The sequence below is a fragment of the Acinetobacter baumannii genome, assembly GCF_009759685.1.
In the GTDB taxonomy this organism is placed as follows: Bacteria; Pseudomonadota; Gammaproteobacteria; order Pseudomonadales; family Moraxellaceae; genus Acinetobacter; species Acinetobacter baumannii.
On sequence record NZ_CP046654.1, the window covers coordinates 72,748 to 85,974 of the forward strand.

The following is a 13,227-nucleotide window of genomic DNA, read 5'->3' on the forward strand; positions in this document are numbered from 1 at the left end:
CCATAAGTTAAGGATTTATGAAGATGTCTAAGCAATGATCTGTATTAACGGATTAAATGTTGAAAAATCAATCAAATTTTAAGATTAAGTTTTGAGCGTATAAGCTTCAGCAATATTATGCTGCTCGACCAAAGTACGAATTGTATATTCATGACCAGTTTCTTTATCACAGGCAAATTCACATTTCTGATCGAAAGGTAAAGCTGTACCGCCAAGTAATGGACAGCCTGCAAAAAGTTCAGCGACCCAATCTACAAACACTTTTACTTTAAGCGATAAATGACGATTTTGAAGATAAACTGCTGAAATCGGCATCGGTGCTGGCGTCCACTGAGGCAATACCTCTTTTAACAAACCTGATTCTAAATGATTGGTGAGCATATAACGTGGGCCTTGAATTATACCAAAACCTTGCAAAGCCAAGTCGATATAAGCATCACCGTCATTTACCGAAACACGTCCACGTACTGACACACTTTTAATTAAATCATCAACCACAAAGTCCCAATCGAAGTTGCGTCCGGTACGGCTTGAAAAGAAGTGAATCGCTTTATGATTTTTTTGCAAATCTTCAATTGAGGTAGGTTCGCCATATTTTTCTAAATAAATCGGTGAAGCAGCTGTTGCACACTGGAAAGTTCCGATACGACGCGCAATTAAGCTTGAATCTTTTAATTCACCCACCCGAATTGCACAATCAACCGCTTCTCCAACCAAGTCTACAGGTCGGTCGTTCAGACCAATCACTAAATCAATATCAGGATAGCGTGCATGAAAATCGCGGAGCCTTGGAATTAAAATTAAACGTCCAATCGATACAGGCACATCAATACGAAGCTGACCTCTTGGCCCCCGCTCTGCATCATGAAAAGAAGATTCAATATCGGCAACATCCGCTAAAATACGGGCTGTCCGATCATAATATACGGCGCCATCCGGTGTGAGACTAATTTTTCGTGTTGTCCGATTAAGCAATCGAACTTGTAAATGCTTCTCTAAAGCCTGAATGGTTGTAGTCACAGAAGCACGCGGTAAACCCAAACTATCAGCTGCTAAACTGAAACTATTTGTTTCAACAACTTTGTTGAATACTCTCATGGCATGAAATAGATCCACACGCACACTCCTATTAATGCATTTTCTAGTGCAAACACATCAATTGTTATAAAAATACGAATAGTGTTATCAAATTTAATATATTTATTCGTGATTGACAAACTTTTATGCTCCGTCCATTCCATAAACCCTGTTTCTCCCATACGGACCATAACTAAAAGTCTGAAAACAGGTATCCAAATAACTAGGAGCACCTCATGTCATTTTCCCGCAAACAGTTTGCACTGTCTGCCATCTTTGTCGCTATTTTAGCAACCGGTGGCAGTTTTATGTTGTTACATGAAAATGCCGATGCAAAAGCTGCACCAACCGCTGCCCAACAAGCTGCTACTGTTGATGTAGCCTCAGTAGTAAGCAAAACCATTACCGATTGGCAAGAATATTCCGGTCGTTTAGAAGCAATTGATCAAGTTGATATTCGACCTCAAGTTTCAGGAAAACTTATTGCCGTACATTTCAAAGATGGAAGCCTCGTTAAAAAAGGTGATTTACTTTTCACAATCGACCCTCGTCCTTTTGAAGCAGAACTGAACCGTGCAAAAGCCCAGCTTGCTTCAGCTGAAGCACAGGTAACATATACCGCAAGCAATCTTTCGCGTATTCAACGTCTCATTCAGAGTAATGCTGTTTCTCGCCAAGAACTGGATTTAGCCGAAAATGATGCACGTTCAGCGAATGCTAACCTGCAAGCCGCTAGAGCTGCTGTCCAATCTGCACGTTTAAATCTGGAATACACCCGTATTACTGCACCAGTCAGCGGCCGGATTTCACGAGCTGAAGTCACCGTTGGTAATGTAGTTTCTGCAGGTAACGGCGCACAGGTTTTAACAAGTTTAGTGTCTGTATCACGCCTATACGCATCTTTCGATGTTGATGAACAAACTTACCTGAAATATATCAGTAATCAGCGCAATTCTTCGCAAGTACCTGTCTATATGGGACTTGCCAATGAAACAGGCTTTACTCGCGAAGGTACAATCAACTCAATCGATAACAACCTGAATACAACCTCAGGTACGATCCGTGTTCGCGCAACTTTTGACAATCCAAACGGTGTTTTATTACCAGGCCTATATGCACGAATTCGTTTAGGTGGAGGCCAACCTCGACCAGCGATTCTGATTAGTCCAACCGCGGTTGGTGTCGACCAAGATAAACGTTTTGTCGTAGTAGTTGATGCGAAAAATCAAACTGCTTATCGCGAAGTAAAACTCGGTGCCCAACAAGATGGCTTGCAAATCGTAAATAGCGGATTACAAGCGGGTGATCGTATTGTAGTGAATGGTTTACAACGGATTCGTCCGGGTGACCCTGTTACACCGCATCTCGTTCCTATGCCAAATTCACAAATCACTGCTAACGCTACTCCTCCTCAACCTCAGCCAACAGATAAAACATCAACTCCGGCAAAAGGTTAATCACATATGAATATTTCTAAATTTTTTATTGATCGGCCGATCTTTGCTGGTGTGCTATCAGTCTTGATTTTACTCGCCGGTCTCCTTTCGGTATTTCAGTTACCGATTTCTGAATATCCGGAGGTTGTTCCACCATCTGTGGTGGTACGTGCCCAATATCCGGGTGCAAACCCAAAAGTGATTGCTGAAACGGTTGCTTCTCCGCTCGAAGAGTCAATCAACGGCGTCGAAGACATGCTGTATATGCAATCTCAAGCAAACAGCGACGGTAACCTAACCATTACGGTGAACTTTAAGCTCGGTATCGACCCAGACAAAGCCCAACAATTGGTTCAAAACCGTGTATCTCAGGCCATGCCCCGTTTACCTGAAGATGTACAGCGCTTAGGTGTAACCACACTAAAAAGCTCACCTACTTTAACTATGGTAGTGCATCTGACCTCACCAGATAATCGCTATGACATGACCTACTTACGTAACTATGCGGTGCTCAACGTAAAAGACCGTTTGGCACGTTTACAAGGTGTAGGTGAAGTCGGTTTATTTGGTTCTGGTGACTACGCGATGCGCGTATGGCTCGACCCGCAAAAAGTAGCGCAGCGTAACCTCACCGCGACCGAAATTGTGAATGCAATCCGTGAACAAAATATTCAGGTTGCAGCGGGTACAATCGGTGCATCACCAAGTAATTCACCTTTACAGCTTTCGGTCAATGCTCAAGGTCGTTTAACCACTGAACAAGAATTTGCAGATATTATTTTAAAAACTGCTCCCGACGGTGCAGTCACCCGATTGGGTGATGTTGCTCGTGTTGAACTTGCAGCCTCTCAATATGGCTTACGTTCATTGCTTGATAATAAACAAGCGGTCGCGATTCCAATTTTCCAAGCACCGGGTGCGAATGCTTTACAAGTTTCCGATCAAGTGCGTAGCACAATGAAGGAGCTTTCAAAAGATTTTCCATCTTCAATTAAATACGACATTGTTTATGACCCGACTCAATTCGTACGGGCCAGTATTAAAGCGGTCGTTCATACCTTACTTGAAGCAATTGCACTGGTTGTTGTGGTTGTTATTTTATTCTTACAAACATGGCGCGCCTCAATCATTCCATTGCTTGCCGTACCGGTTTCAATTATTGGTACATTCGCGCTCATGCTCGCTTTTGGTTACTCAATCAATGCGCTATCACTGTTCGGGATGGTACTTGCCATCGGTATTGTGGTCGATGACGCGATTGTGGTCGTCGAAAATGTCGAGAGGAATATTGAAGCAGGCTTAAACCCAAGAGAGGCGACTTACCGTGCCATGCGAGAAGTCAGTGGACCGATTATTGCCATTGCTTTAACACTTGTTGCAGTATTCGTACCTCTTGCCTTTATGACAGGCTTAACAGGGCAATTCTATAAACAATTTGCCATGACCATTGCCATTTCAACGGTTATTTCGGCATTTAACTCGCTTACCCTATCTCCTGCTTTGGCAGCGCTGTTACTGAAAGGACATGATGCTAAACCGGATGCCTTAACACGTATTATGAATCGTGTATTCGGACGTTTCTTTGCACTGTTTAACCGTGTGTTTTCACGTGCTTCAGACCGTTATAGTCAAGGCGTCAGCCGTGTCATTTCCCATAAAGCTTCTGCAATGGGTGTCTATGCAGCACTCTTAGGTTTAACCGTTGGTATTTCCTATATTGTTCCAGGTGGTTTCGTTCCTGCGCAGGACAAACAATATTTAATTAGCTTTGCGCAGCTACCAAACGGCGCATCATTAGATCGTACCGAAGCAGTCATCCGTAAAATGAGTGATACTGCGCTTAAACAACCTGGTGTAGAAAGTGCGGTTGCCTTTCCCGGCCTATCAATTAACGGTTTCACCAATAGCTCGAGTGCCGGTATTGTCTTTGTGACCTTAAAGCCATTCGATGAACGTAAGGCTAAAGACTTATCTGCAAATGCTATTGCAGGTGCGCTCAACCAGAAATATTCAGCTATTCAAGATGCCTATATCGCAGTTTTCCCACCACCACCAGTGATGGGCTTAGGTACTATGGGCGGCTTTAAACTGCAACTTGAAGACCGAGGTGCCTTAGGCTATTCAGCCTTGAATGATGCTGCACAAAACTTTATGAAAGCAGCACAATCAGCCCCTGAACTTGGCCCAATGTTCTCAAGTTATCAAATTAACGTACCTCAACTGAATGTAGATCTGGACCGTGTAAAAGCTAAACAGCAAGGCGTTGCTGTGACAGATGTTTTCAACACTATGCAGATTTATTTAGGTTCTCAGTACGTTAACGACTTTAACCGTTTTGGACGTGTTTATCAGGTTCGTGCACAAGCCGATGCGCCTTTCCGTGCTAACCCTGAAGATATTTTGCAGCTTAAAACCCGTAATAGTGCCGGACAAATGGTGCCATTATCTTCTTTGGTGAATGTAACTCAAACCTATGGTCCTGAAATGGTCGTTCGTTATAACGGTTACACATCAGCAGATATTAACGGCGGCCCTGCCCCAGGTTATTCATCTAGCCAAGCAGAAGCTGCGGTTGAACGTATTGCTGCACAAACTCTACCGCGTGGTATCAAGTTTGAATGGACAGATTTAACTTACCAAAAAATCTTGGCTGGTAATGCTGGACTTTGGGTATTCCCAATTAGCGTATTACTCGTGTTCTTGGTTTTAGCTGCTCAATATGAAAGCTTAACCCTACCATTAGCAGTTATCTTAATTGTACCAATGGGAATCTTAGCGGCTCTGACAGGTGTATGGTTGACAGCTGGAGATAACAACATCTTTACCCAAATCGGTCTAATGGTACTGGTCGGGCTAGCCTGTAAAAATGCCATTTTGATTGTCGAATTTGCGAGGGAACTTGAAATGCAAGGCGCGACTGCCTTTAAAGCAGCCGTTGAAGCAAGTCGTCTACGTTTACGCCCAATTTTAATGACCTCTATTGCATTTATTATGGGTGTAGTGCCACTGGTTACTTCAACTGGCGCAGGTTCTGAAATGCGACATGCGATGGGTGTTGCCGTATTCTTCGGCATGATCGGTGTAACATTCTTTGGTTTATTCCTCACCCCGGCCTTTTACGTTCTGATTCGTAGCCTCAACAGCAAACATAAACTGCATTCTGCGGCAGTTCATGAAGCGCCATTAGCTAGCCCACACGATCATTAAGGAGGACATTTGGTGATTACATCAAAACAAAACTGGTTGTTGTCCTCACTCATGGGAAGCCTGCTTCTTGCAGGCTGCTCATTGGCCCCAGAATATCAACCTGCAAAAGTTATAGTGCCAGTCAAATTCAAAGAATCTGACCCCAAACTTGAAGATAATAACTGGAAGATTGCCCAACCTGCCGATCAGCAAACTCGTGGTGAATGGTGGCGCATTTACAATGATGCTCAACTGAATGAACTTGAACAGCAAGCTATCGCAGGCAATCAGAACCTAAAAGCGGTGGCAGCAAATATTCAGGCTTCACGTGCATTACGTTCGGCAGCTCAAGCTGAACGCTTACCAAGTATTGATGCCGGATTTGGGCCAACTCGCCAAAAGCCGTCTCCGGCTTCACTCGGTTTAGATGACAATGCACATACTTCGGCTCAAACCTTATGGCGCGCTCAAGCCAATGTTTCATATGAGCTCGATTTATTTGGTCGTGTAGCAAGTAGTGTCAACGCAGCAACAGCGGATCTACAGCAACAAGAGGCTCTATATCAGTCAGCACTTTTAGCTCTACAAGCGGATGTAGCTCAAGGTTATTTTCTGATACGTCAACTTGATACCGAACAAGCAATTTATAACCGTACAATCAAATTGCTAGGTGAAACACGAGATTTAATGCAGCTTCGTTTTAAAAACGGACTTGGCAGTGAATTAGATGTTTCTCGCGCACAAACCGAACTTGCTACCGCACAAACCACTGCCCTAAATATTGCTCGTAACAGAGCCAGTGCAGAACATGCGCTTGCAGTCTTATTAGGAAAACCACCAGCAGACTTTAACTTGGCAGTTCAACCTTTAACTGCAAATAGTATCCGTCTCCCTGCCGGTTTGCCGTCAACTTTACTTGAAAGACGACCCGATATTGCGGCTGCAGAGCGTGCAATGGCAGCAGATAATGCGCGTATTGGAATTGCTCGTGCAGCATTTTTCCCAAAACTCAGTCTTACAGGAGCTTTAGGTTATGAATCTTCAAGTTTAAGCGAGTTGGGCAAATGGTCGAGTCGGACTTTTTTACTAGGACCTGTCGCCGGTACTATTTTGTCGTTACCTTTATTTGATGGTGGACAACGTAAAGCAGGCGTTGCTCAAGCAAGAGCGGCTTATGAGGAAAGCGTCGCCAACTATAGACAAACTGTACTAAATGCATTTCGCGAAGTTGAAAATGGTTTATCTGATCAAAGAATTCTCGATCAGCAAATTCAGGCTCAAAACCAAGCACTCTCCTCTTCTCGTCATGCCAATCAACTTTCTCATTTACGTTATCGAGAAGGTGCTATTAGCTATCTTGATGTCATTGATTCTGACCGCACTATTTTGCAACAAGAACAATTAGCAGCTCAGCTGAAAGGTAACCAAATCATTGCAAGCATTAATTTAATCCGTGCTTTAGGGGGCGGTTGGAGTAGTTAATAAAAAAAGCGCCTTACGGCGCTTTTTTTATATACACAAATTATTTTGCATATACAGGGAATTTTGCACAAACAGCTTCAACTTTTGCTTTCACATCAGCAATAACTTTTTCGTCACCTTTGCTATCAATCACGTCAGCGATCCAACCAGCAAGTTCACGAACTTCAGCTTCACCAAAACCACGAGTTGTTACTGCCGGAGTACCGATACGGATACCAGAAGTCACAAATGGAGAACGTGGGTCATTTGGAACTGAGTTTTTGTTCACAGTAATGTGAGCAGCACCTAACCAAGCGTCTGCATCTTTACCAGTTACGTCTTGTTTGATTAAAGATAACAAGAATAAGTGGTTGTCTGTACCGCCAGAAACAACATCATAACCACGAGCGATGAATACTTCAGCCATCGCTTGAGCATTTTTCACAACTTGTTGTTGGTAAGCTTTAAAGTCGTCAGACATTGCTTCTTTGAAGCAGATTGCTTTAGCAGCAATCGCATGCATTAATGGACCGCCTTGGTTACCAGGGAATACAGCTGATTGAAGTTTTTTCTCGATTTCTTCATTCGCTTTCGCAAGGATTAAACCAGAACGTGGACCACGAAGCGTTTTGTGAGTCGTCGTTGTTGTTACGTCAGCAATTTGAACTGGGTTTGGATATACACCAGCAGCAACAAGACCAGCAACGTGAGCCATATCAACAAAAAGGTAAGCACCAACTTTGTCCGCGATGTCACGGAAACGTTGCCAATCCACAACACGGCTATAAGCAGAGAAACCAGCAACGATCATACGTGGCTTGTGTTCCAATGCTAAACGTTCAACTTCTTCGTAATCAATCTCACCAGTTTCAGCATTTAGACCATACTGAACAGCGTTATACGTTTTACCAGAGAAGCTAACTTTTGCACCGTGAGTCAAGTGACCACCGTGAGCCAAGCTCATACCTAAAACTGTATCGCCTGGGTTAAGAAGCGCTAGATAAACAGCAGAGTTAGCTTGTGAGCCAGCGTGTGGTTGAACGTTTGCGTAATCTGCACCAAAAAGTTCTTTAGCACGGTCAATCGCCATTTGCTCAATAACATCTACAAATTCGCAACCGCCATAATAGCGTTTGCCAGGATAACCTTCTGCGTATTTGTTCGTAAGTTTTGATCCTTGCGCTTCCATTACCGCAGGAGAGCAATAGTTTTCAGATGCAATTAACTCGATATGTGCTTCTTGACGCTCATCTTCAGAAGCAATTGCTTGAGCTAATTCTGGATCAAATTCAGAAATGGAAATATTGGCAAACATTAGCGGGGGTCCTATAAATTAGGGCTTTTAAGCCGTGCTAAGATTGCGGCATATTGTAGCATGAACTTTATAATTAAACAGAATGAAGTTAGCTCAGTTTTAAATAAAAATGGCTCAAGTTTTATAAAAAATGAGCCATTGTTTATAAATCAATTAAAAAGCTCGTTTAAAGCTTATATTTTAAATTTATCCATCGTTAATTTTAGCTTACAACAATATTAAAAAAGTATTAAATATCAATAGCTCTACTGAGCTACCAGTAAAGACTGAACATTTCCAACAATATTATCTACATTACTACTCATCGCCGTCCCATGATCCCAGTTACCCGTCACATAACTATTAATTTTAGTACCTACGACAGTGGCATTAGATATCAAGATATCCGTTGCTACTTTAGGTACTGTCGAATCTGCTAAACCCTGATAGATAATGATTGGTGTCGTAACTTTTACTTGTAACGGCTGCGAATCTTTATCTAAAAATGTTTTAACTAACGGTACAGCCATAAAGTTAGGCTGTGTGCGGGTATAACCGTCAAGTGTTCCATTATGTTCTGTAACATACTGAGTCATACCCGCTCCAAAGGCCTGTCCTAATGGTCCAGAACAAATTGTTTCCGCTTGTTGGGCAATACTTGAAATTTGTGGAGTAAATACTTGTGGATAATCAAAAGTGGGTTGTGTGTTGCGAATACCAGCTGTGACTAAAGCTGTATAAGTGTCAAGTTGAGCATACATTGAGATCTTTTTATCTAGAGTTGCATTCGCAACAGACTGCTCGCCTGCTATTAAAATAAAACCTAAATTAGAAGCAGGCGCTACGGCTACTGTACCTTTATATTCTAGTTGTGCACGGCTCGCATACTGTGCAGCTCCTAATGCAGCATGCCCACCTTGAGAATGACCTACAGTGACCCATTTTTTCGAAGTTAATAAATTACGTTGCGATAAATAATTGCGTGTTGCAACCACTGCATCGGTAATTGAAAAAGCCTCACTTTTAACATTTAAGAAAGGATGTATACCTGGGGTACCCAAACCTTCATAATCAGGTGCCACAACAACATAACCTGCTGCTAATAATTTACTAATTAAATCTTTTGTACTGTCTGCTAAAGCTGCTTTACTTGGCGCACATACATCTGCCACACCCGTAGTGCCATGCGCCCAGACTACAATGGGCCAACCGCCGACTGGTGGTTGAGTGTTTGGTGTAAACACTAGACTTGTTGCCTGCACTTCTTGTCCACTTTGACCTAACATTTTATAAGTTAAAATACTACTTTCTGCGGCAACTGATCCTAAGTTAGTACTTGTATAGGCTTCAACTTTAACAACTGGATTTTGAATATTATTGGTTGGAGTTCCGGATGGATTAGTAGTAGCTGGGCCATCATCACTACTTCCACCTCCACAAGCGACTAAAAATAAACTCGTACTAAGAACGCTCGTCATTAATAGTTTCATTTTCATTGGTATATCTTCCCTTAAATTCCATTTTTGTTGTGCTTTAGTTTTTTAATCAACATTCTCTAATGTCTTAAAAACAATTACGCCTAATCTTAATTTTCCGCAAGTTCTATTCGACAAAATCAATCCCTGAAAAATTCTATTTTTAATATAAATTGTCGTTCTCACCACTTTCCGCCTCACTTCAGGTTTTAAAGTGCGAGGCCAACTGTTAACATTCTTGATTACTCGTAATTGTTTAAAGGGCCGGATATGCAAGCCATTATTTTAGATACAGAAACACATACACTAAATGGTTTGCCTATTGAAATTGCATATGCCCCAATTGAAATTAATGCAGGCAAGCTCACCTTAGATAAAAGCAAATTGTTTGATCAACTTTATCAAGTTGGGACCCCTATCTCTTACGCTGCTATGGCAGTACACCATATATTAGAATCGGATTTAGAAAATCAGCCCCACTATAAAACTTTTAAATTGCCAGACACAACAACTTATATTATTGGCCACAATATTGATTATGATATTGCCGCGATTGCGCGTTGCGGTGTAGATGTTTCTCATATCAAACCAATTTGTACGCTAGCTTTAGCACGTAAAACCTGGCCTGATGCAGAAGCGCATAATATCTCAGCACTGATCTATATGATTTCTCAAGGCAGCAGTAAAGCTCGTGAATTACTCAAAGGTGCTCACCGTGCCGATGCGGATATTATTTTAACTGCCAATATCTTGATGCATATTGTCTATCATTTAAATATTCATGACATTGAAGAGTTGTACCGTGTTTCTGAAGAAGCACGTATTCCCACAACAATTAACTTTGGCAAGCATAAAGGTACAGCTATTGCTGAACTCCCTAAAGACTATATTCAATGGTTATTGCGCCAAGACGAGCTGGACGTTTACCTACGTAAAGCATTAGAAAGTGCATTTTAACGGCCTAAATAGATGATATTCATAAATTCTTCATCATATTGTCATTTTTGAGTTTTATCGTTAGCCCCATTTATATTTTATTAAGAACAGTACTGTTTGATAGAAAAAATCAAACAGGCTGCTTCATTTTTATATTGGGGAAAAATGATGGCTGGTTTTTATCGAACCAATTTGGGAAGAGTCGCGCTTCAACAACGTAATATTGCTTTAAATGCCAAACAAAGACGTTTACTTCTATTAATTGATCATGAAGATTTTCAAAGTCTCAATACGGAGTTTAAAAAACGCATTGCTCCACCAGAACTCATTCAACAACTTATTGACTTAAAGCTTATTGCCCCTATTAGCGAAAACGATTCAGAATTTACTGAACAAATAGCTCTCTCAGAATCACCTACCACGGGTTTAGAAGTAAAAGTGCAACAAAAAAGCACTATAGATGAAAATGAAAGTGCCGATTTGACTGGAGAAATTAAAGTTTCTCTAGAATCATTATGCCATTCTTCAAATATTGAAAATATCCAACCCGTAGTTCCATTTAAACAACTTACTTTTGAAGAAATCCAACAATTAATGAAGCAAAGCTTGAGTCAATACTGTGGACTTATGGCCAAACCACTTATTCAGAAAATAGAACAAATTAAAAATCTTCAAGAACTGAAAATGTGCCAAATGCAATGGATTACCAGTTTGCAAGAGTCAAGGATTCCCCCTCATGAGCTGGCACATACGCTTCACTCTATTAATTATTCAATTCAGCTCATTCAGCAAAAGAACTAAAACATAACAAGCTGCTGTTTAATTAAGCATTAAATTCACTTGGTACGTATTTCGTGCTTTACCTGCAAGTGTTTTTTTCCTATGATGTGCCCCACACATGCGCTCGTAGCTCAGTTGGATAGAGTACAGGTTTCCGAAGCCTGGGGTCGTGGGTTCGATCCCCGCCGAGCGCACCAATCTATTTTATAAAATCAATAACTTAACTATATTTTGGCGCATATTTGGCGTAATGCGCTATTTATCCACAGGTTTAGAGATAATTTTGCTTCTTATCAAAGGTCCATCTTTTGCCATTGTAAGTCACAGTGCCATCTAAATTAATGGTCAGCTCATTCAATGAGTAGTCATAGATTTTAAGAACATTCCCGTTCTTATCTAGATCAGCGGGTAGATTGCAAGTATTCTCCATCCTTCCCGCTTCCGAAACCATGATCATGACTTGCGACATCACAAAGCCCTTACACAAATCGAGATGTTCACATTACTATTAATAGTGTGAGCTGTGCAACCTGAGAAGATTAAACACAGCAATGTGATGATCGATGCAGCTTTGGTACGTTTGCACATATAAGTTACTTCTTTAAAAAGAGTGCTAGTTCAGCTTCTCGGCGACGAACTAGGCCCTTCATAACTTTGCCACCTGCTTTGTTCCAAACTAGGAATTGATCGGCAGCGCCTTGATAGTCACCTTTATTAAGCAACTTAAGCAATGTTGAACCCTTAAAAGCACCTGAGCCAATGTTATAAGTCAGTGATACCAAAGCATCAAATTGATTTTGATTTATCGGCACAGTCACCGATTCATTTACAGTTTTTTCAAATTTAGCCAAGTCGTGCTTAAAGTAAGTCTTAGCTTGTTCTGCTGTACAAGTATCGCCCTTCTTGACCTTCACGCCATTTGGATAAACTGTGGTGCCAGTGCCAATGGTCCAGACTCCTACACCATCGTCATAAGCTGTGAATCGAGTGCCTTCAAATCCTGAGATTAGATCTACACCAACATCACTTGTAGTCATGCCAGAAGGTGCAAGTTTATCGACCACCTTATTTAGATCATCTACTTGTGCTTGTGTAAGCTTGCCACCTGCAATGACACGAGCAGCATCGAAGAAGTTTTTAACTGTCATGGTCCACCACCTGTAATATCATTCTTAGCCTTCTTAATTTCTTTAATTACTTCGACAATTGTTTTGCCTTCCTGTTTATCAATGAAATTAAAAACCCATCGAATCAAAGCCCAACCGGGTAATCCACAAACAAAGAAGAATCCACCAAGTGCGATCATCCCCCATACATCAGTAACCCATTCATGAAGTCCCCACTTTACAATAATGAATGAGCCGCCAGCCAAACTTGATACAACCGTACAGATCAAACCAACTGCCCACTCTTGTGGTGAGCGTGGCATACGAGTCATTAATACAACTGCTGCCACTAAAGCGACCGCTAAAGTCACCATAATTGCTGCACCATAAAATTTTAAAATTGCTGTTAAACCGCTTGTGGAAACTGGTTCCATAAATCTCTCCAGATATTTTTAGACAATAAAAAAGCACCCCAA

At 41.5% G+C, this 13,227-nt stretch carries 12 protein-coding genes and 1 tRNA gene; 7 read left to right on the forward strand and 6 right to left on the reverse strand.

Annotation, left to right across the window (positions count from 1 at the left end; translation table 11 throughout):
* Window positions 1-84 precede the first annotated feature (84 nt).
* A complete protein-coding gene (gene adeL, locus GO593_RS00400; RefSeq protein WP_002000718.1) occupies window positions 85-1,116 on the reverse strand; it encodes a multidrug efflux transcriptional repressor AdeL in 1,032 nt (343 codons plus the stop codon).
* 197 nt (window positions 1,117-1,313) lie between these two features.
* Between adeL and adeF the strand changes: the two genes are divergently transcribed.
* The 3 genes from adeF to adeH are packed head-to-tail and all read left to right on the forward strand — an operon-like array spanning window position 1,314 to window position 7,181.
* On the forward strand, window positions 1,314-2,534 hold the full coding sequence (gene adeF / locus GO593_RS00405) for a multidrug efflux RND transporter periplasmic adaptor subunit AdeF (protein WP_000010647.1): 1,221 nt from the start codon (window positions 1,314-1,316) through the stop codon (window positions 2,532-2,534).
* Between the two features lie 6 nt (window positions 2,535-2,540).
* Window positions 2,541-5,720 carry a multidrug efflux RND transporter permease subunit AdeG gene (gene adeG / locus GO593_RS00410; RefSeq protein WP_001027059.1) on the forward strand — a complete coding sequence of 1,060 codons (3,180 nt, stop codon included), beginning with the start codon at window positions 2,541-2,543 and terminating at the stop codon, window positions 5,718-5,720.
* 12 nt (window positions 5,721-5,732) lie between these two features.
* Window positions 5,733-7,181 (forward strand): multidrug efflux RND transporter outer membrane subunit AdeH, encoded by a 1,449-nt coding sequence (adeH, locus tag GO593_RS00415; RefSeq protein WP_000633123.1) that lies wholly within the window; start codon window positions 5,733-5,735, stop codon window positions 7,179-7,181.
* 40 nt (window positions 7,182-7,221) lie between these two features.
* On the opposite strand, the gene glyA is transcribed toward adeH, so the two are convergent.
* A complete protein-coding gene (gene glyA / locus GO593_RS00420) occupies window positions 7,222-8,475 on the reverse strand; it encodes a serine hydroxymethyltransferase (RefSeq protein WP_000457893.1) in 1,254 nt (417 codons plus the stop codon).
* A 60-nt stretch (window positions 8,476-8,535) separates the two neighbouring features.
* Here glyA and GO593_RS00425 point away from each other — a divergent pair, with 60 nt between their 5' ends.
* A complete protein-coding gene (locus GO593_RS00425) occupies window positions 8,536-8,697 on the forward strand; it encodes a hypothetical protein (RefSeq protein ID WP_001009255.1) in 162 nt (53 codons plus the stop codon).
* A 23-nt stretch (window positions 8,698-8,720) separates the two neighbouring features.
* Here the strand turns inward: GO593_RS00425 and GO593_RS00430 are convergent, their stop codons facing one another.
* Window positions 8,721-9,950, reverse strand: a complete 1,230-nt coding sequence (locus tag GO593_RS00430; RefSeq protein WP_000782594.1) for an alpha/beta hydrolase — start codon at window positions 9,948-9,950, stop codon at window positions 8,721-8,723.
* Window positions 9,951-10,199: 249 nt separating this feature from the next.
* Here GO593_RS00430 and GO593_RS00435 point away from each other — a divergent pair, with 249 nt between their 5' ends.
* The 3 genes from GO593_RS00435 (at window position 10,200) to GO593_RS00445 (ending at window position 11,842) form a co-directional block, all read left to right on the forward strand.
* Entirely contained in the window at window positions 10,200-10,886 is a 687-nt protein-coding gene (locus GO593_RS00435; protein ID WP_001147934.1) for a putative quorum-sensing-regulated virulence factor, read from the forward strand.
* Between the two features lie 144 nt (window positions 10,887-11,030).
* Entirely contained in the window at window positions 11,031-11,666 is a 636-nt protein-coding gene (locus GO593_RS00440) for a hypothetical protein (protein WP_162622444.1), read from the forward strand.
* A gap of 99 nt (window positions 11,667-11,765) precedes the next feature.
* Window positions 11,766-11,842 (forward strand) — tRNA-Arg (locus tag GO593_RS00445).
* A gap of 74 nt (window positions 11,843-11,916) precedes the next feature.
* On the opposite strand, the gene GO593_RS19210 is transcribed toward GO593_RS00445, so the two are convergent.
* From GO593_RS19210 to GO593_RS00455, 3 genes are all read right to left on the reverse strand, one after another.
* Window positions 11,917-12,114: a hypothetical protein gene (locus tag GO593_RS19210; protein WP_000084544.1), complete on the reverse strand. Its 198-nt coding sequence runs from the start codon at window positions 12,112-12,114 to the stop codon at window positions 11,917-11,919.
* Between the two features lie 124 nt (window positions 12,115-12,238).
* Entirely contained in the window at window positions 12,239-12,793 is a 555-nt protein-coding gene (locus tag GO593_RS00450; protein ID WP_000216716.1) for a lysozyme, read from the reverse strand.
* Window positions 12,790-13,185 carry a hypothetical protein gene (locus GO593_RS00455; protein WP_000433915.1) on the reverse strand — a complete coding sequence of 132 codons (396 nt, stop codon included), beginning with the start codon at window positions 13,183-13,185 and terminating at the stop codon, window positions 12,790-12,792. Before GO593_RS00455 ends, GO593_RS00450 begins: the two co-directional genes overlap by 4 nt.
* Window positions 13,186-13,227 lie beyond the last annotated feature (42 nt).

Bases quoted from the DNA above. Each gene is read 5' to 3' on its own strand.
- adeF (WP_000010647.1), top strand. From the start codon at position 1,314: ATGTCATTTTCCCGCAAACAGTTTGCACTGTCTGCCATCTTTGTCGCT.
- adeG (WP_001027059.1), top strand. From the start codon at position 2,541: ATGAATATTTCTAAATTTTTTATTGATCGGCCGATCTTTGCTGGTGTG.
- glyA (WP_000457893.1), bottom strand. From the start codon at position 8,475: ATGTTTGCCAATATTTCCATTTCTGAATTTGATCCAGAATTAGCTCAA.
- GO593_RS00425 (WP_001009255.1), top strand. From the start codon at position 8,536: ATGAACTTTATAATTAAACAGAATGAAGTTAGCTCAGTTTTAAATAAA.
- GO593_RS00430 (WP_000782594.1), bottom strand. From the start codon at position 9,950: ATGAAAATGAAACTATTAATGACGAGCGTTCTTAGTACGAGTTTATTT.
- GO593_RS00435 (WP_001147934.1), top strand. From the start codon at position 10,200: ATGCAAGCCATTATTTTAGATACAGAAACACATACACTAAATGGTTTG.
- GO593_RS00440 (WP_162622444.1), top strand. From the start codon at position 11,031: ATGATGGCTGGTTTTTATCGAACCAATTTGGGAAGAGTCGCGCTTCAA.
- GO593_RS19210 (WP_000084544.1), bottom strand. From the start codon at position 12,114: ATGTCGCAAGTCATGATCATGGTTTCGGAAGCGGGAAGGATGGAGAAT.
- GO593_RS00450 (WP_000216716.1), bottom strand. From the start codon at position 12,793: ATGACAGTTAAAAACTTCTTCGATGCTGCTCGTGTCATTGCAGGTGGC.
- GO593_RS00455 (WP_000433915.1), bottom strand. From the start codon at position 13,185: ATGGAACCAGTTTCCACAAGCGGTTTAACAGCAATTTTAAAATTTTAT.